General features: G+C 66.7%; 20 protein-coding genes. 12 read left to right on the plus strand and 8 right to left on the minus strand.

The window, feature by feature from the left end:
* Nucleotides 1-5: 5 nt before the first annotated feature.
* Both SACMADRAFT_RS01740 and SACMADRAFT_RS01745 read right to left on the minus strand, forming a co-directional pair.
* Nucleotides 6-761 carry a decaprenylphospho-beta-D-erythro-pentofuranosid-2-ulose 2-reductase gene (locus tag SACMADRAFT_RS01740; protein WP_009152054.1) on the minus strand — a complete coding sequence of 252 codons (756 nt, stop codon included), beginning with the start codon at nt 759-761 and terminating at the stop codon, nt 6-8.
* Nucleotides 758-2,119: an FAD-binding oxidoreductase gene (locus tag SACMADRAFT_RS01745; RefSeq protein ID WP_040926012.1), complete on the minus strand. Its 1,362-nt coding sequence runs from the start codon at nt 2,117-2,119 to the stop codon at nt 758-760. Before SACMADRAFT_RS01745 ends, SACMADRAFT_RS01740 begins: the two co-directional genes overlap by 4 nt.
* A gap of 73 nt (nt 2,120-2,192) precedes the next feature.
* On the opposite strand from SACMADRAFT_RS01745, the gene SACMADRAFT_RS01750 reads away from it, so the two are divergent.
* Together SACMADRAFT_RS01750 and SACMADRAFT_RS01755 are read left to right on the plus strand one after the other, a co-directional pair.
* Entirely contained in the window at nt 2,193-2,636 is a 444-nt protein-coding gene (locus SACMADRAFT_RS01750) for a GtrA family protein (protein ID WP_009152056.1), read from the plus strand.
* Nucleotides 2,637-2,721: 85 nt separating this feature from the next.
* Nucleotides 2,722-4,668, plus strand: coding sequence for a glycosyltransferase (locus SACMADRAFT_RS01755; protein ID WP_009152057.1), 1,947 nt, complete (start codon nt 2,722-2,724; stop codon nt 4,666-4,668).
* A 16-nt stretch (nt 4,669-4,684) separates the two neighbouring features.
* On the opposite strand, the gene SACMADRAFT_RS01760 is transcribed toward SACMADRAFT_RS01755, so the two are convergent.
* Nucleotides 4,685-4,927 carry a hypothetical protein gene (locus tag SACMADRAFT_RS01760; protein WP_009152058.1) on the minus strand — a complete coding sequence of 81 codons (243 nt, stop codon included), beginning with the start codon at nt 4,925-4,927 and terminating at the stop codon, nt 4,685-4,687.
* Between the two features lie 108 nt (nt 4,928-5,035).
* Here SACMADRAFT_RS01760 and SACMADRAFT_RS01765 point away from each other — a divergent pair, with 108 nt between their 5' ends.
* From SACMADRAFT_RS01765 to SACMADRAFT_RS29595, 6 genes are all read left to right on the plus strand, one after another.
* Nucleotides 5,036-5,818 carry an ESX secretion-associated protein EspG gene (locus tag SACMADRAFT_RS01765; RefSeq protein ID WP_009152059.1) on the plus strand — a complete coding sequence of 261 codons (783 nt, stop codon included), beginning with the start codon at nt 5,036-5,038 and terminating at the stop codon, nt 5,816-5,818.
* Between the two features lie 129 nt (nt 5,819-5,947).
* The gene (locus SACMADRAFT_RS01770; protein ID WP_040925504.1) at nt 5,948-6,421 is read left to right on the plus strand and encodes a hypothetical protein; all 474 of its coding nucleotides are present in this window, start codon (nt 5,948-5,950) and stop codon (nt 6,419-6,421) included.
* A gap of 2 nt (nt 6,422-6,423) precedes the next feature.
* Entirely contained in the window at nt 6,424-7,005 is a 582-nt protein-coding gene (locus tag SACMADRAFT_RS28870; RefSeq protein ID WP_083840829.1) for a DUF3558 family protein, read from the plus strand.
* Nucleotides 7,006-7,258: 253 nt separating this feature from the next.
* Nucleotides 7,259-7,729, plus strand: coding sequence for a hypothetical protein (locus SACMADRAFT_RS01775; RefSeq protein WP_009152062.1), 471 nt, complete (start codon nt 7,259-7,261; stop codon nt 7,727-7,729).
* A gap of 2 nt (nt 7,730-7,731) precedes the next feature.
* Nucleotides 7,732-8,316 carry a DUF3558 domain-containing protein gene (locus tag SACMADRAFT_RS28875; protein ID WP_009152063.1) on the plus strand — a complete coding sequence of 195 codons (585 nt, stop codon included), beginning with the start codon at nt 7,732-7,734 and terminating at the stop codon, nt 8,314-8,316.
* Between the two features lie 5 nt (nt 8,317-8,321).
* A complete protein-coding gene (locus tag SACMADRAFT_RS29595) occupies nt 8,322-9,839 on the plus strand; it encodes a hypothetical protein (protein ID WP_232285524.1) in 1,518 nt (505 codons plus the stop codon).
* A 60-nt stretch (nt 9,840-9,899) separates the two neighbouring features.
* Here SACMADRAFT_RS29595 and glfT1 read toward each other — a convergent pair whose 3' ends face one another.
* From glfT1 to wzm, 3 genes are read right to left on the minus strand one after another with little or no spacing between them, the layout of a single operon-like run.
* The gene (gene glfT1, locus SACMADRAFT_RS01790; protein WP_009152065.1) at nt 9,900-10,814 is read right to left on the minus strand and encodes a galactofuranosyltransferase GlfT1; all 915 of its coding nucleotides are present in this window, start codon (nt 10,812-10,814) and stop codon (nt 9,900-9,902) included.
* The gene (wzt, locus tag SACMADRAFT_RS01795) at nt 10,807-11,613 is read right to left on the minus strand and encodes a galactan export ABC transporter ATP-binding subunit Wzt/RfbE (protein WP_009152066.1); all 807 of its coding nucleotides are present in this window, start codon (nt 11,611-11,613) and stop codon (nt 10,807-10,809) included. The genes glfT1 and wzt overlap by 8 nt, the downstream gene beginning before the upstream one ends.
* Nucleotides 11,614-11,619: 6 nt before the next feature.
* Nucleotides 11,620-12,510, minus strand: coding sequence for a galactan export ABC transporter permease subunit Wzm/RfbD (gene wzm / locus SACMADRAFT_RS01800; protein ID WP_009152067.1), 891 nt, complete (start codon nt 12,508-12,510; stop codon nt 11,620-11,622).
* Between the two features lie 224 nt (nt 12,511-12,734).
* On the opposite strand from wzm, the gene SACMADRAFT_RS01805 reads away from it, so the two are divergent.
* From SACMADRAFT_RS01805 to pseI, 4 genes are read left to right on the plus strand one after another with little or no spacing between them, the layout of a single operon-like run.
* Entirely contained in the window at nt 12,735-13,364 is a 630-nt protein-coding gene (locus SACMADRAFT_RS01805) for a glycosyltransferase family 29 protein (RefSeq protein WP_040926014.1), read from the plus strand.
* A gap of 28 nt (nt 13,365-13,392) precedes the next feature.
* The gene (locus tag SACMADRAFT_RS01810) at nt 13,393-13,851 is read left to right on the plus strand and encodes a hypothetical protein (RefSeq protein ID WP_009152069.1); all 459 of its coding nucleotides are present in this window, start codon (nt 13,393-13,395) and stop codon (nt 13,849-13,851) included.
* On the plus strand, nt 13,844-14,332 hold the full coding sequence (locus tag SACMADRAFT_RS01815) for a GNAT family N-acetyltransferase (RefSeq protein ID WP_040925505.1): 489 nt from the start codon (nt 13,844-13,846) through the stop codon (nt 14,330-14,332). Before SACMADRAFT_RS01810 ends, SACMADRAFT_RS01815 begins: the two co-directional genes overlap by 8 nt.
* On the plus strand, nt 14,329-15,381 hold the full coding sequence (pseI, locus tag SACMADRAFT_RS01820; protein ID WP_009152071.1) for a pseudaminic acid synthase: 1,053 nt from the start codon (nt 14,329-14,331) through the stop codon (nt 15,379-15,381). Before SACMADRAFT_RS01815 ends, pseI begins: the two co-directional genes overlap by 4 nt.
* 15 nt (nt 15,382-15,396) lie before the next feature.
* On the opposite strand, the gene SACMADRAFT_RS01825 is transcribed toward pseI, so the two are convergent.
* Together SACMADRAFT_RS01825 and pseB are read right to left on the minus strand one after the other, a co-directional pair.
* Nucleotides 15,397-16,533 carry a DegT/DnrJ/EryC1/StrS family aminotransferase gene (locus SACMADRAFT_RS01825; protein WP_009152072.1) on the minus strand — a complete coding sequence of 379 codons (1,137 nt, stop codon included), beginning with the start codon at nt 16,531-16,533 and terminating at the stop codon, nt 15,397-15,399.
* Nucleotides 16,526-17,509 (minus strand): UDP-N-acetylglucosamine 4,6-dehydratase (inverting), encoded by a 984-nt coding sequence (pseB, locus tag SACMADRAFT_RS01830; RefSeq protein ID WP_009152073.1) that lies wholly within the window; start codon nt 17,507-17,509, stop codon nt 16,526-16,528. The genes SACMADRAFT_RS01825 and pseB overlap by 8 nt, the downstream gene beginning before the upstream one ends.
* Nucleotides 17,510-17,521: the final 12 nt, after the last annotated feature.

Consider the following 17,521-nt stretch of genomic DNA (forward strand, 5'->3'; position numbering starts at 1 on the left):
CCGACTCAGATCGGCAGCTTGCGAAAGATCGGGCGCGGCACGTGCCGCAGTACCGACATGACGTAGCGGAACGTGGAAGGAGCCCACACCAGCTCCTTGCCGTCCCTGACGGCGTTCACCGCGGTCTCGGCGACCTGCTCGGGGGTCTGCTCCAGCGGGGCCTTGCCGAGGCCCTCGGTCATCTTCGAGCGCACCTGGCCCGGCCGCACGACCGTCACCTGCACCCCGTGGGGCCGAAGTGCCTCGCCGAGACCGAGGAAGAACCCGTCGAAGCCTGCCTTCGTCGAGCCGTACATGAAGTTCGACCTGCGTACGCGCTCGCCAGCCACGGACGACAGCGCGATCACCGCCCCGTGTCCCTGCGCCTTCAGCTTGTCGGCGAGCACCACGCCCACCGAAACGGCGGCGGTGTAGTTCACGGTGGCCAGCCGCACCGCGGTCTCGTGGTCCTGCCAGGCCTGCTCCGGATCGCCGAGCAGGCCGAACGCCACCACGGTGAGATCGATGTCGCCTTCGGAGAAGGCCTTTTCGACAGCGGCGGGGTGGGCTGCGGTCTCCGTGGCGTCGAAGTCGACTGTGGACACATCCGCACCCTTGCCGCGCAGCCGTCGCACCGCGGCGTCCAGCCGGTCGGAAGGCCGAGCGGCGAGCACGATCCGAAGCGGGCGCTGCGCCAGGTACTTCTCGGCGATCGCAAGGGCGATGTCGGAGGTACCGCCGAGCAGCAGCAGTGACTTGGGGTTGCCCACCGCGTCGATCACAGTTCCAGCCTCCTGGCCATGTCGGAGATGAATACGCCTTCTGGGTCGACCGAGTGTCTGACCTTGCGCCACTCGTCCAGCCGCGGGTACATGCGGTGGAACGCCTCGGCCGAGGTACGCGAGTCCTTCGCGGTGTACAGCCGTCCGCCCGCCTCGAGTACCTGGGCGTCGAGTTCGTCGCAGAAGCGGCTCAGCCCGTCCTTGACGGGAAAGTCCACACTGAGCATCCAACCCGGAGACGGCCATGAAAGCGGCGCCGGGTTGGACTCGCCCATTCGCTTGATCACGTTGAGGAACGAGTAGTGGCCGGACCCAGCGATCCTGCGGCAGATGTCCTTCAACACCTCCTCCGCGCCGAACGGGACCGAGAACTGGTACTGCAGGAAGCCACGCGAGCCGTACGCCCGGTTCCACTCGCCCAACATGTCGAGCGGGTGGTAGAACTGCGTCAGGTTCTGGATCTTGCCGCGTGCTCCCTGCTTCGGCACGGTGAGCTGCCACAGGTTGCTGATCAGCCCGAAGGTCAGCTTGTTGCCCAGCCCGTTGGGGAAGACATCCGGCAGGGTCATCAGCTGCGGGGCGTCGAACTTCAGCGGGTCGTGACGCAGCTTCTCCGGCAACTGTTCCACGGTGGCCAGCGACCCTCGCGAGAACGTGGCGCGGCCGAGCCGATCGTCGGAGGAGATCAGGTCGGGCACGGCCATCGAGTAGTCGTAGTTGAGGTCGGAGCCGTCGGTGAACAGCGCCAGGGTCTCGTCCAGGTTCGCCGTGCGGTCGGCGTCCACGACGAAGTAGGCGGTCTCGGTGCGCTTCATCCGCACCGTGGCGCGCAGGATGATTCCGGTGAGCCCGATGCCGGCGACGGTTGCCCAGAACAGTTCCGAATCCGGGCCCTGCGGGGTCAGTGTCCTGATGGAACCGTCCGCGGTCAGCAGGTCCATCGACACCACGTGGTTGCCGAAGCTGCCCGCACTGTGGTGGTTCTTACCGTGAATGTCGTTCGCAATCGCGCCGCCGATGGTCACCTGGCGGGTGCCGGGAAGCACAGGGACCCACAACCCGTGCGGCAACGCGGCACGCATCAGCGCGTCAAGGCTTACGCCCGCGTCGACCACGACCTCGGCGGTGTCGGGGTCGATCGAATGAATCCGGTCCAGCGCGGTCATGTCGACCACCAGGCCGCCCGCGTTCTGAGCGGGGTCGCCGTAGGAGCGGCCGAGCCCTCTGGCGATGACGCCGCGCTGCCCGGCCTGACTCACCGCACGGGCGATGACATCGACGTCGGGGGTGTGCAGGACGTTGGCGATCGTGGGTGCCGTGCGGCCCCACCCGCTGAGTGCGCGCCGTTCGATGCTCACCCGGACCAGGGTAGCCATGCCACGCTGCCTAGACTCGGACGGGACGACCAACCCTGACTGACGAGGTAGTGCGGTGGTGGCGACGGACTCCCAGGCGAGTGAGGCGGCTCGGTCGGCCTCCCCGGGCCTGCTCACACAGGTCTTCCGGTTCGTGCTCATCGGCGGGTTCTGCGCGCTGGTCGACTCGGGCATCTACTGGTTGTTGCTCGAAGCGGGAATGTGGGTACACCTCGCAAAGGCGATAAGTTTCATCGCCGGGACGACAACCGCATACTTCCTTAACCGGCGTTTCACATTCACCGCGGCGCAAAAGGGCGGCGCGGGCCAGCTGGGCGGTTTCGTGCTGCTTTACACGGTGACGTTTTTCGTCAACGTCGGCACGAACGCCCTGGCCCTGCACCTGTTGCCCGAGTTCACCTGGCGCGTCGCGCTGGCGTGGGTGATCGCGCAGGGTACAGCGACCACGATCAATTTCGTCATGCTGAAGTGGGTCGTGTTCCGCGAAGCGCGTGCGTGAAGGGCTCCGAACGACGCCGCGCGGTAAGCCTGTACCTTACTGGGTGACCCCCGCCTGAATGTCTCCCTTGGAGGACTGAGGTCTCATGCCCGGCAAAGCCGCACCGGCTGCTCAACCGGCCACCACCGGCAAGGCCACTGCCGCCACACCGAAGGGTGAGGAGCAGGCGACGTTCTCCGAGCACGCACCACAAGGCAGGCTGCTGGCGCAGCGTGGCCTGTACGCGGGACCGTCCGATGTGGTGAGCAAGGACCTCTACTCCGAGGTCGTCGAGGGAGTCGTCGCCCGCAGGCGCGAAAGCGTGACCCTGGAGCCTTCCGCCCGCGTTTCCGGTAACACCTACTTCGGTCGCTTCCCCGCCAGTTACTGGCAGCGTTGGACGACGGCCGGTTCGGTCACTGTCGAAGCCACCGTCACCGGGGCGGGCATGCTCGCCGTGCGGGCCTCCGATGTGAAGGGAGACCCGCGCACGGTCGCGGTGCGGCAGGTCGAGAACGCCGAACAGCCCACCCCGGTGCGGCTGGAATCCCCGCTGGACAAGTTCCTCGACGGCGGCGCGCTGTGGCTGGACCTGGAAACGGAGGCGGGCCAGCGACTCACCGTTTCCGATGTGCGCTGGACCGTCGATCCGCCCGCGACCATCCGCCCGACCGCGGTCACCATCTGCACGATGAACCGGGCGGACGACTGTCTCGCCAACCTGAAGGCACTCGCCGACTCGCTGCCCGCGCTGGACACCCTCGACGCCATCTACGTCGCCGACCAGGGCACGGACACCGTCGACTCGCGAGACGGCTTCGCCGAGGTCGCCGAAGCGCTCAAGAGCAAGCTGCACTACATCAAGCAGCCCAACCTCGGCGGTGCGGGCGGCTTCACCCGCGGTCTCTACGAGGTGGCGGGTCACACCGAGACCGAGCACGCGAACGTGCTGTTCATGGACGACGACGTGCTGCTCGAGCCGGACCTGGTCATCCGGCTCACCGCGTTCTCCAACCGGGCGGCCAACCCCATGATCGTCGGTGGCCAGATGCTCAATCTGCTGCACCCCAACCAGTTGCACGTCGGCGCCGAGTACGCCCGCCTGAACACGCTGGAACCCGGCCAACCGGTCACGCACAGTCTCTCCACCGCCGACCTGCTCGGCGTGGACGAGAAGACCGGCAAGCCCAACCGGCAGGAGCGTCGCCTCGACGCCGGTTACAACGGGTGGTGGTCATGCCTCATCCCGTACGAGGTCGTCAAGGAGATCGGTTACCCGATGCCGTTCTTCTTCCAGTGGGACGACGCGGAGTACAGCTACCGGGCACGCGCCCACGGTTTCCCCACCGTCACCCTTCCCGGTGCGGGCGTGTGGCACGCGGACTTCCACTGGAAGGACTGGGACGAGTGGCACCGCTACTTCAACCTGCGTAACTCCATCATCACCGCTGCCCTGCACAGCCCGTTCGACCTGAACGTGTTGTCCAGGGTGCTGCTCGCGCAACTGGTGCGGTACCTGCTCGGCATGCAGTACGGACTCTCCGCGACCCTGATCAAGGCGGTCGAGGACTTCCTCGAGGGGCCCGAAATCCTGCACGACGGCGGGGTGGCCGCGATGAAGGAGATCCGCGAGATCAGGGCCCGGTACCCGGAGACGAAGCGCCATCCGGCCACCGACGTGCCGGGCATCGCGTCCAACGACATCGGCATCATCAACACCGCGCCGCGACCGAGCATGCAGCGACTGGTGCTGCTGAAGCGCGTCCTCACTCGGCTGCTCGGCAAGCACCGATTCGCGCTCGGGGCCATTCCGAGCGACGAGGCGCACTGGTGGCACGTCGCGCTGTTCGACACGGCGGTGGTGACCGATGCCTCGCAGGAGGGCGTGCGGGTGCGGCGCTACGACCGGGACCGGATGTTCGAGCTGGCCAAGCATGGTGTCCGGGTGGTCAACCGGCTGCGCAAGGAGGGCAAGGCGGTGCAGGCGCAGTACAAGCGCGCTATGCCGGAACTGACCAGCCGCGAGAACTGGAAGCGTCTCTACCGGTTGTGAATCTCCGCCGCAGCGGTCAGTGGAGTCCGAACACCTTGCCCTTGCGCTGCAGATCGTCGATGTAGGCGACCGCGACATGCGAGAAGTTCACGGCCACGGTCGTTCCCTCCTTGGTGCGGATGGTCTGGGTCGAGCCGTGCTCGACGTGTAGATGCAGCTGCTTCGACAGTTCGACGACGTCGTCCGGTTCGAGCGCGAACAGTAGCGGTTCGCCTCCGCTTGCCAGGTGGAGGACGAGTGCGGGCTTCTCATCGGGCATGCACCAACGACAGCATCGCGTGATCAGCCGTGCAAGCCGGTTCGCTGTGGGCGCAAGTGCTAACGTGCATTTCCGACACGTTGGAGGGACATCCGGGGGGAACAGGGAATGGCGCACTCATTCTCACTGTCCTTGGCGGCGGTGGACATCTTGCTCGAGTACGCCCGGCTCGGCCGGGCGCCGTTTCCCTTCGAGGTACCGCACATCGGCACCACCCACACCCAGCGTGCGCAGGTGCGCGAGGCAGTGTTTCGCGACCTCGATGGAAGGGGCCTGCTGCGCGGCGGGGCACTGGACCCGGATGCGCGGGCGGCGCTCGAGACGTTCGTGAACGGACCTGTCGCCGTCACGGCGGCCGCGCGGCTGGGGGAAACCGAGCGACTGTTCGCCAGGTCGGCGGTTTCCGGCGAGTTCGGCGTCGTGGCCAGACAGGACGGCAACCTGATGGTGTTCGAGCAGGTCCGGCCCGCGAGCGTTGTCTCGGCGATCGTGGACCTGCTTCCGAGCGCGAAACCGGGACCGGGCCAGTCGGTCACGGTGGCCAAACCGCAGGCGCCGAGGCCCGCGCGTGGAAGCGACGAAGGCTCCTACGATCCGTTCGCGGGCGCCTCCCGAGCCCGATCGCAGTCGGCACCCCAGTTGCGCACGGTGGAACGACTGTTCGAGAAGCCGAAGCTGCGGATCGGTCAGTTCACGGTCTTCATGCGTGGCAATGACGGCAAGCAGCGCAACCTGACGCCCGTGGTGTGGTTCGACACCGAGGACGGGCGCTATTTCTGCACCCAGCGAGCGGCCGAGGACGGGCAGCAGTGGCTCACCTACGCTCCCGCTGACAACGCCAGGATTACCCAGCACCTGCGCTCGCAGTCGGAACAGCTTCGGAACAGCTGAGGTAGCTGCCGAGGAACGGATGGCGGCAGGTGTGCGTCTTAGTGGTGGGTTGTTGTGAAGTGCCGTCATGGGCGTTCTACGGTCGGTAAACTGCCGTCGGATGACGCAGCCGAGGATGTGGGGTAGACGATGCCGATCACCTGGGATGATGCGGGGGCCGGCCAGGGTGCTGGTGCTGGTGCGGGTGTTGGTGCTGCTGCTGTGGCGATGTCCGGGCTCGACAAGGGGTCAATGGACAAGATGGCGGCCGAGACCCGGGAGATGGTGAACTCGGCTCGCTCGGGTGGGTTCCGGGTCAGCGAGAACGCTGCTGAGCCCATCCGTAAGACGCTCGCGGAAATGCAGACCCAGGTAGATGAGTTGAGGGGCGATTTGCAGGTTCGTTTCGGGGTGGAGCCACAGTTGGGTAGTCACAGTTACGGGCAGAATGTGGCGAAGCACCAGCAGAAGGCTGCCGCCAACGCGCCTGGTTCGGCAATGGAAGTACTGAAACAACTTCGGCAAGTGCTCGCTGATGCGGACAAGGCTCTGGAGATCGCCGTTCGGAAGTATCGGGAGAACGAGGAGTCCGCGTCGGGCACGTTCCGGAATGGGCAGGTTTAGTCATGCGCCACATATCCCGGAGTGCTGGCGCGGTGCCGATCTTGGTCGCAGCGCTAGTGCTGGGTGCTTGCTCGGATGCGGAACCTGGCATAGCTTCTCCACGGGATTCTTCGAGCTCGGCAAATAGCTCCCCCGCTCCCTCGGCACCGGCGACCTCTTCCAGTTCGGCGCCGAACGCGATCGATTCCGTGGACCCGTGCTCGTTGCTCACCGATGAAGAACTGTCTGAGTTCGCCGATTACAAGCAGCCGGAGTCACGGTTCTCGGCGGGTGCCCGCAATTGCCGGTGGAGGCCGATACGCGAAAACGCTCAACAAAGGCTTCCGCTGGTCAATCTTGACGCGCGCGACAATATTGGCGTCGAAGGTATGAACGACATCGGTTCCGGTGTTCGAAAAGGACAGTTGGGTGGCTCTGGCCGCGCGGTGGCACAGACCTCTAACGAAGAAGGGTGTGTTATCGGCATGGCCGTCGGAGAGGGGGCCCGAGTCGACGTGGTTGTAAGTGCGGTTGGGCCGGACAAGGCCTGCGACATCGCGTCTCGAATCGCCGAGATCATTGATCCGAAGCTTCCCATGGGGTGATCGCTGGGACTAGTGGTGAGCCCGATCCGTCCAATAGTGTGAGGGTGTTGGACATGCCGGTGGACGGAAAGATGAGGCTGTCTCGTGAGGGATCGGCTGCCGCCCTCACTGATCGGGCGTTCGGTCGTGCAGTCCTGGAACCGAGGGCGGCCGGTGTGCGTCGCAGTGGTGGGTTGTTGTGAAGTGCCGTCATGGGCGTTCTACGGTCGGTAAACTGCCGTCGGATGACGCAGCCGAGGATGTGGGGTAGACGATGCCGATCACCTGGGATGATGCGGGGGCCGGCCAGGGTGCGGTTGGTGCGGGTGTTGGTGCCGGTGCCGCAGCGGTGTCCGCGCTCGACGCAAAGGCCATGGACAAGATGGCAGCGGAGACCAGGGAGATGGTCAGCGCCGCGCGGCAGGGTCACTTCCGGGTCAGCGAAGATGCGGCCGAGCCGATTCGCAAGACGCTTTCAGAAATGCAGAACCGGGTGCAAACGCTTAGGGCAGACTTGTCCTACAAATTCATGCAGGAGCCGCAGTTGGGAAGCCATGCCTATGGGCAGACTGTGGCGACGCACCAGATGAAGACTGCTGTCGAAGCTCCTGGGTCGGCGTTCGACGTGCTTGGCAAGCTCGAGCAAGTCTTGTCTGACGCGGACAAAGCATTGGAGCTCGCTATGCGGAAGTATCGCGACAACGAGGATTCGGCGTCGAGCACGTTTCGGTCTGAGGTGGTCTAGCAATGGCTTTCGTGATGCGAAGGTCCGCGGCTGTGCCGCTGCTCGTCGCGGTGTTTGGTCTGGCGGGATGTACGGATGCGGAGTCCGGATTGGCTTCGCCGGAGGACTCCCGTCCTGCGGCGCGCACTTCGGTGGGGTCTATGGTACCGACCAGCGATTCTTCTGGCTCGGCGTCGAGTGGGATCGATTCTGTGGACCCGTGCTCGCTGCTGACCGATAGTGAAGTGGCCGCGTTCGGCAAGTACCAGGAACCGAACGCGCGGCAGGTCGGAACGGCTCGCGGTTGCGATTGGAATGCGGTGCGTGAAAATGCTCAACAGAAGCTTCCGCTGATCAGTTTTAGTGTGCGAGACAATGTCGGCGTCGACGGTGTGGTCGATCTGGGCACGGGCTTGCAGCGCGGCGAAATGGATTCGGGTCGTGAGGTGGTACGGACCACGACAACGGATCATGGATGCCTGATCGCGATGGCCGTCGGTGAGGGTGCCCGGGTCGACGTCGTTGTGGATGGGGTCGAGCCGGACCAGGCGTGCGACATAGCGTCTCGAATCGCCGAGATCATCGATCCGAAACTTCCCATGGGGTGATCGAAGTGACCAGTGCTACGCCGGGGCAGCCCACGGCACAGGAGTTCCTCGACATGTCGGCGGAGGAGGTCAGGAATTACCTCCAGAGCGGACAAGAACCGCCACCGCTGTCGGAAGCGCAGATCGAGCGGCTCCCGGCAAGCCAGATCGAGCCGTACCTGCAGGCACGCGTCAACGCAGGCGACGCCGGTATCTTCGAGCGGTTCGCCGATCACATGCGGGCGGGTTCTCGCGCCGACGAGATCAGCGAGCAACGAATTCGCGAGGGACAGTCGGGCGACGTCGAGTACATGGGTGGTGTTCCCTCGCCCGACGGGAACTACCTGGGTGAAGATCATCAGCGGCTCAAGGAATACGTTGCCGCGGTGGATCCGGCCCAGGTCGAAACGTATTCCGACGGATATCACGACCTGCACCGGTTGTTCCAGGACCTCGCCGATGCACTGAAGGAAAGCGTTGGCAAGTCCCAGCACGGCTGGGAAGGCCAGGCGGCCGACCAGGCCCACAACTACTTCACCGGGCTGAGCACGTGGGCCGACGGCAACTCGCAGAATGCCCAGTTGGCGTCCGACATCATCCACCAGGAGTCGGAGGCGGCGAGCAGGGCGAGGAACAGCATGCCCGAGCCCGTGCCGTTCAGCTGGGAAACGGAGATGCAGCGCTGGGGTGACGACCCCTTCAACGTGGTGGGCAACGTCAGCCAGAGCATCGAGACGTACAACCAGAGCAAGCAGGCTCACGAACAGGCCGCGCAGGTCATGACCCGATACGACACCGACCTGCACGACGCGGGTAACAAGCAGCCGGTGTTCGCGGAGCCGCCGAAGTTCGGTGAGGGCGGTTCCGGTGAGGTGAACCGGCCGGTGCCCGCGGTGCAGCAACCGGGCGGCGGACAGGGAACCACTCCTTCCGGCTATCAGGGCGGTGGTGTTCCGGGTGGCAGCGTGCCGGGTGGTGGCGGTAGCGGTTCGGCTTTCGCTCCCGGCGGTTCGACGCCTGGTTCGGGGTCGTTGCCGGGCGGGGTGAGCACGGGCGTCGGGCCGATGCCCAGCGGGACGCGTCCGTCCGGTTATCGGTCGCCGAGCATTCCGCGTTCTCGCGTGCCGGGGGGTGGCGGTGGCGGCAACGCGCCGGGGATCGGTGCGATGCCGATGCCCGGCATGGTCCCGGGCGGTGCAGGCGGTGCCAGTGGTGGCGGCGCGGGCGGCTTCGGTCGTGGTGGCGCGGGCGGCTTCGGGCCGGGCGGCGGCTCGGGGGCGGCCGGTGCGGGACCCGGAGCCGGGTCCGGTGCGGGCGCCAGGCCGGGCGGTATGCCCGGTGGTGGGATGCCTGGTGGCGCGGGCGCGGCGGCTGCCGCCGGTCGTGGCGGTATGGGCGCGGCTCCCATGGGCGCAGGCGCGGGCCGTGGCGGTCAGGGCGGTGAGGACGAGGAGCATCAGCGACCGACCTATTTGGTCGAAGGTGACCCCGACGAGGTGTTCGGCACCAACGAGCGCACGGCGCCGCCGGTTATCGGCGAGTAGCCGACGTGCGGTGGTTTCCCGGATGACTGGGAAGCCACCGCATATCGCGAAAACCGTTGCTCAGTAGCGGAAGAACCGTTCCCTGCGGCCCTGGCGCACCAGCCGAAGCCACTGCGCGAACGCTTTCGGGTCGCGTTTGACCGCTACGAAGTACAGGCCGAACCGCAGCAGTTCGAGCGCGCCGATCTTGCGCATCCCCGGCTGGGACAGCAGGTAGCCGCGGTTGCGGTAGGTGTAGTAGCGCTTCACCTGATTCTCGGGGTCCTGCGCGTGGAAGCGGCCACCCAGCATCGGTTTGAACTCGTCGGTGCCGTTGGGGTGCAGGTAGGCGGTCTTCAGCGACGTCCCGAACGGGAGACCGGAACGCACCAGGCGCCGGTGCATCTCGACCTCGTCGCCGCGGAAGAACAGCCGCAGATCGGGAACGCCTGTCACCTCCAGCGTGGAGGCACGAAACAGCGCACCGTTCATCAGCGACGCTATGCCGGGAAGGAAGTCGGTGCCGAGTTCGGCGGCGGAGCGTTTCCAGGTGAGTCCCCGTCGCAGCGGGAACGCCAACTGCTGCGGGTCCTCGATGCTGGTGACAACGGGCGAGACCTCGGCGAGTCCCCTTCGCCGCGCCTCTTCGAGCAACACGGCGAGCACGTACTCGTCCGCGGGCCTGCCGTCGTCGTCGGCCAGCCACACCCACTCGGCGCCCAGCGCCAGCGCGTGCAGCATGCCGAGCGCGAACCCGCCCGCGCCGCCGAGGTTGCGGTAGGACGGCAGGTAGGTCGACGGCAGCGGGCAGTCGGCCACGACATCGCGCACCGGCTGCTCGTCGGGGCCGTTGTCCACCACGACCAGGTGGTCGACCGGCCTTGTCTGTGCCGCGAGCAGCTTCAGCGACTCGGCCAGCAGTTCACGCCGGTGCCGCGTCACGACAACGGCGGCAACGCTGCCTTCGCCAAGGGGTTCGGTAGCCACCTCAGTCACCGCTCATCGCAGGCGCCTCGCCGAGGCGTTCGAGGGTCTCCTTGCTGACGTTCTCGAAGGGGTCCTTGCCCTTGTAGGCCGTGAGCACCTCGCGCAGCGACCCATGCATCTTCATCCGGCCTTCGTCCATCCAGATCGCCGACGTGCACAGCTCGAGCAGCAGGTCGTCCTGATGGGAGGCGAACACGAGCAGACCGGAGCGGCGCACGAGGTCCACGAGCCGGTCGCGAGCCTTGTTGAGGAACGCGGCGTCGACCGCTCCGATGCCCTCGTCCAGCAGCAGGATCTCGGGATCGATGGAGGTCACCACACCCAGCGCGAGCCGAACCCGCATACCGGTGGAGTAGGTGCGAAGCGGCATCGAAAGGTAGTCGCCGAGTTCGGTGAAGTCGGCGATGTCGTCGATGCGCTTCTCCATCTGCTTGCGCGTCATACCCAGGTAGAGCCCGCGGATGATGATGTTCTCGTAGCCGGAGATCTCCTGGTCCATGCCGACACCGAGGTCGAACACCGGAGCGACCCTGCCGTTGATCCTCGCTGTGCCCCTGGTCGGCTCGTAGATGCCGGAAAGCAGCCGCAGCAGGGTCGATTTGCCTGCGCCGTTGTGGCCGACGAGGCCGATCCGGTCACCGTCCTTAACCGAAAGGGTGATGTCGTGCAGGGCCTCGATGACGGGCACCTTGCTGTCGGTGCCGATCTTTCCGCCGACCTTGCCGAGGACCTTCTTCTTCAACGACCTGGTCTTGGCGTCGAAGATCGGGAAATCGACGGAGGCGTTCCAGACGTCGATGCTGATCAAGAGTCGTCACACCCAATACGAGACACGAGCACGGTAGTTGCGCATGACCAGGAGCGCGAGCGCCCAGCCGACCACGGTGAAGCCTGCCACCACTGCCCAATGGTGCCAGCTTTGCTGGTTACCGATCAGCGGAGCCCGCAGGATCTGGATGAAGTGGTACAGCGGGTTCAGCTCGGCGACCAGATCGCGCCAGCCGACCGACTCGCCGAACTTGTCCTTGAGGATGTCGGTCGACCACACGATCGGCGTGAGGAAGAACAGCAGGTTGATGAGGCTCGCGACGACCTGCGGGATGTCGCGGAACCTGGTTGAGCTGATCCCGAACAGCAGCACGACCCAGCCCGCGTTCACGGCGATCAGTGCGAATGCCGGGATGGCAAGCAGCACGCCCCAGTTCAGACCCGGCTGCGGCACCCCGCCCGCGGTGATCGAGTAGTCGGGCGTGGTGACGTCGTTCCAGAACAGCGCGATCACGATGAAGTAGATGATCAAGTTGTGGGCGAACATGATGCTCTGCCGCCACACGGTGCGCAGTACGTACACCGAAAGCGGGGCGGGCAGATGCTTGATCAGGCCCTCGTTCGAGATGAAGGTGTCCGTACCCTCGGTCAGGCAGCCGAGAATGAAGTTCCAGACAATGAAACCCGTCGTGATGTACGGCAGGAACGTGCCGATGGCGGCATCGAACAGCTGGGAGTACAGCAGCCCCAGACCCAGCGCTGTGATCCCCATACTGAGCGTGATCCACAGCGGCCCCAGCACGGAACGCCGGTAACGCTGCTTGATGTCCTGCCAGGCGAGGTGTCCCCAGAGCTCTCTCTGGCCGAACCCCTCTCTGAGGTCGGCGAAGGCACGGGCCCAGGAACGGCTACCGGCGGTGGGAGGTGCCGACGTCATCGTTGTCGTCTCTGTGGGATCGGCGGTGCTTGTGGCGTGCACGAGATATGAGGGTACTGGCGGCGGGGCAAGCGCATTGCGAGTGCCCGCCCGAACCGGCGACGGGCGCGCCGACCTGCGAGTCTTCGGCCGCGGAGCGTGGTAACCGTGCGTGTGCGTGCCACGAGCCGTCGGATGCCTGGTAGCTTCCGCTCATGAACTCCGTCTCGCACGAGGCGAGCCTGCTGGTCAAGCTCATCGAGGCATACGCCGACCGGCCCGATCCCCGCTCGGTGGCCGTCGTCGGCAACCAACCGCTGGAGCCTGACGAGCAACGCGCGAAGGCCATCGACTCCTGCGACGTCGTTTTCCGGGTCAACGGGTATGTGTGCGACGAGCCCGGCGCGGCCCCGACCGTGGGTTGCCGCACCCATGTCGTGGTGTTCAACAGGGCCCTGCGCGCGACGAAATGGGTGTTCTCCAACTACCGGTCCAAGCTGTACCTGATGGTGGAACCGGGCAGGTTGCACTGGGAACCGGAGGACATCCCGCAGTGGTGGCCGCCGGATCTGGGGTTCGTTCCGGTACCCAACCGTGAGGTCACGCTGCCCTTGTCGAGCGCCATGGGGCTGTCCAGCCGTGAGGAGGCGGCGTGGGCGACGACGGGGACCATGGCGGCCTGGATCGCGCGGACGTCGTTCCCGCAGGCCGAACTCGTGCTGAGCGGCTTCTCGTTCATCGACAACCCGGAACAGACGTCCTGGGAGCATGCCGCAGGCGATTCCTGCATCGTTGGTCCTGAGCACCGGATCGCGCTCGAGGGCAGGCTGCTCGAGTCGTGGACCCGCACAGGCAACACCAAGCTTCTGCGATAACCGCCCAGCTAGTCGAAGGATCCAGGCAATGGCGTCATTGAACCCACTCAGACTCATGCGCGACGGCTTCGCCAGCAGACTCGCGCGGCTCGTGGATTTCCGCATCGACGAGCGCACCGGCAAACGGCTGGCGAGCCAGGAGTCGCGGCTCACCGAGCAGGAGCACTGCACCGTGGACCACCGTCGCCGCCTCGATGCGCTCGAGGCCGGCCTCGACCGGCTGCGCGGGGATCTGAACTGGACCTCCAGCGAGGTCAAGCGGCTCATCCCGCATGTGGCCGCGCAGGAGGCGCAGTTGGAGGACCTGCGGGTCAAGATCGCGATGGCGCCGCGTGCCGACGAGCAGGAGGTGGCCGCGGCCAGGTCGCTGATCGAGGAGGTGCAACGCCAGCACGCCCAGATCCGGGTGCGGTTGACCGGCATCGCGATGTACGAGGACCGGCTGCGCAGGCTGGAGGAGCGGGCCAGCGTCGCCGCGAGTGGCTGAGCCCGAAGCCGTGCGGCTCAGGCGGGCGACGGAGGCCGACGGGCGGCTGCTGCTGGCCTGGCGCAACGACCCGGAGACCAGGCGCTGGTCGCACACGACCAACGAGATCGCACTCGAAGACCACCTGAACTGGTTACGTGGCGTGCTTGCCTCACCGGCTCGCGAGCTGTTCGTGGCGGAGACCGGCGACGGGACGCCCGCGGGCACGGTGCGCTTCGACCGGCTCGACGACACCACCTGGGAAGTCAGCATCACCGTCGCCCCGCAATGCCGTGGCCGCGGGCTCGCCCGCCGGATACTCGCGGCAGGGGAGCGGGAACTACGCGACCGCGGCGGTGGGGGTACCGTGCTGGCGAGTGTCCACGAGGACAACGCGGCGTCGGTGGCGCTGTTTCGTGCGGCGGGCTACGCCGAGGTACGGCAGCCGGATTCGCCGACCGGCCGCTTCCGCCGCCTGGCCAAGGAGTTGGAGGACGGGTGAGCTCGTCGGTTCGGATCGGCAAGTACGACATCGGGCCCGAACACCCACCGTTCGTCGTCGCCGAGGTTTCCGGCAATCACAACGGCAGTCTCGACCGGGCGCTGGAGATCATCGACGCCGTAGCGGATTCGGGTGCGCACGCGGTGAAGCTGCAGACCTACCGGCCGGACACCATCACCGTCGACGTGGACGCACCTGCTTTCCGGCTCAGTGCCGACCACGAGCTGTGGGGCGGGCAGAACCTCTACCGCCTCTACGAGCAGGCGCACACCCCGTGGGAGTGGCACGAGCGGCTGTTCTCTCACGCCAGGCAGCGCGGGTTGGAGGTGTTCTCCAGCCCGTTCGACCCGACGGCGGTGGAGCTGCTGGAGTCGCTGGACTCGCCCGCCTACAAGATCGCGTCGTCGGAACTCGTCGACCTGCCGTTGATCGAGCTGTGCGCGCGCACCGGCAAACCGCTGGTGCTGTCCACCGGTATGGCGACCGTTGCCGAGATCGACGCCGCGGTCCGCACCGCCCGCGCGGCGGGAAACGACCAGCTCGTCGTGTTGAGCTGCACCGCCAGTTACCCGGCGGCGCCGCAGGAGTCCAACCTGCGGGGCATACCGCTGCTGGCAGGGTTGACGGGCGGGGTGGTCGGGCTTTCCGACCACACGGCGGGCATCGGGGTCCCGGTCGGCGCCGTCGCGTTGGGGGCGTGCCTGATCGAGAAGCACGTGACCCTCTCCCGTGAGGACGGCGGGGTCGACTCGGCGTTCTCGCTGGAGCCCGCCGAACTGGGTGCGCTGGTCACCGAAACCCGGCGAGCCTGGCAGTCGCTCGGCGAGGCGACGCTGGGGCCCAAACCCAGCGAACGGGAGGGCCTGCGGCTTCGCCGCTCGCTCTACGTCGTCGAGGACGTGCGGGCAGGCGATGCGGTGACCAGCCGGAACGTGCGCTCGATCCGGCCCGCAGGTGGACTGGCTCCCGTGGAGATCGACAAAGTGCTGGGCAGGACGTTTCGGTCCGACGCGGCCAAGGGGACCCCGTTGACCTGGGATCTGATCTGACCCGAGGCCGCCCGCTCAGTAGCCGAAGAACGAGCGCACGGCGTCGACGACGCGGTCGGCTTCGGCATCGGTCAGCTCGGGAAACAGCGGCAGTGACAGTTGCTGGGCGTAGAAACGTTCGGCGTTCGGGCACAGCCCGCGCCGGTATCCCAGGTCCTCGAACACCGGGTGCCAGTACACCGGGATGTAGTTGACCTGCACGCCGATTCCCAGCGCCCGCAGGTGGTCGTACAACGGTCCGCGCTGCCCGTCGAGCACCCGCAACGCGTACAGGTGCCACATCACGTCGGCGCCCTCGCGGGTCACCGGGGTCCGCACCTCGGCGACGTCGGCCAGCCCCTTGTCGTAGCGGGCGTGCAGCTGCTCCCTGCGCCGCTTGAAGGCCGCCAGCTTGCGTAGCTGGGCGCTGCCCAGCGCGCAGAGCACGTCGGGCAGGCGGTAGTTCAGGCCGAAGGCGTGCACTTCCTGATGCCAGCCACCTTCGTCGGGGTAGCGCTGATCCGTGCGGTCGCGCACCAGCCCGTGGTTTCGGAACTGCCGCGCGCGCCGCAGCAGGTCGGCCGAGCGCGTCACCACCGCGCCACCCTCCGCGGTGGTCAGGTTCTTGGTCGCGAAGAACGAGAACGTCGTCAGGTCCGCGAGTGATCCCACCGGCCTTCCTCGCCACGACCCGCCGATCGAGTGCGCGGCGTCTTCCAGCAACAGCGCGCCCGATGACCCCGCGACGGTTCGCAGCTCGTCGAGTTCGGCGGGGTGTCCGGCGTAGTCGACGGCCGCGACGACCCTGGTGCGTTCGGTGACGGCGGCCCGCGCCGCGGCGGGGTCGAGGTTGCCCGTTTCCGGCTCGACGTCGGCGAAGACCACTTTCGCGCCGAGCAGCGCCGCGGTCGACGCGGTGGCCACGAACGTCATCGGGCTGGTCACCACCTCGTCGCCCGCGCCGATCCCGGCCGCGGCGTAGGCGACGTGCAGCGCGGCGGTGCCGGAGGTGACGGCTACCGCGCCACCGCCCTCGGTGAGCTCTTCGAGGTCCGCCTCGAACCGCGACACGGCCGGTCCGGTGGTGAGCCAGTCGCCGCGCAACACCTCGGTTACCGCGGCGATGTCCTCCTCGTTGATCGACTGCCGGCCGTAGGGCAGGAAATCACCCATGGTTGGCGATCAGCTCCCGTAGCTGGTCGGTGTCCAGCCACAGATCGTTGCTGTCGGAGCGGTAGGCGAAACCGTCCGGCACCGGTGTGCCGCCTTCCGGCGGCTCGTAACCCCAGCCCGCGATGTGCGGCTGCACCACGTACCGGTCGGTGAGCCGCAGGGTGCGGCGCGCGTCGTCGACGGCGATCATCTCCTCGTGCAGCTTCTCGCCGGGCCGGATGCCGACCTCGTGCATCGGACTGCCGGGCGCGATCGCCTGTGCCAGGTCCACGATCCGCATGCTGGGGATGCGAGGAACGAACAGTTCGCCGCCGTGCATCATCTCGAAGGAATCCACCACGAACTTCACAGCCTGCGGCAACGTGATCCAGAAGCGGGTCATTTCCTTGTGCGTGATGGGAAGCGACTCACCGCGCTCGGCCAGCGAGCGGAAGAACGGGATCACGCTGCCGCGTGAGGCCATCACGTTGCCGTAGCGCACGACGGAGAACCGTGTCGGATGGGTGGCCGCGTAGTGGTTGGCACTGATGAACATGCGGTCGGCGCACAGCTTGGTGGCGCCGTAGAGGTTGATCGGGCTGGACGCCTTGTCGGTGGAGAGCGCCACGACCTTGCGCACGCCGGTGTCGATGGCGGCCTCGATGACGTTCTGCGAACCGAACACGTTGGTCTGCACGAACTCGAACGGGTTGTACTCACCGGTGTCCACCTGCTTGAGCGCGGCGGCGTGCACGACGTAGTCGACGCCGTGCATCGCGCGCTCCAGCCGCCTGCGGTCGCGCACGTCGCCGATGAACCAGCGCAGCCTGGGGTCGTCGGCGAAGTGCCTGCGGACCTCGTACTGCTTGAGTTCGTCGCGGGAGAGCACCACGAGCCGCCTCGGGTCCAGCTCCTGTAGTGCGTGCTGGATGAACGCCTTGCCGAAGGAGCCCGTGCCCCCGGTGAGCAGGATGCTCGACCCGCCGAGCTCGCTCATCGATAACCTCCG

It is taken from the genome of Saccharomonospora marina XMU15 (assembly GCF_000244955.1).
In the GTDB taxonomy this organism is placed as follows: domain Bacteria; phylum Actinomycetota; class Actinomycetes; order Mycobacteriales; family Pseudonocardiaceae; genus Saccharomonospora_A; species Saccharomonospora_A marina.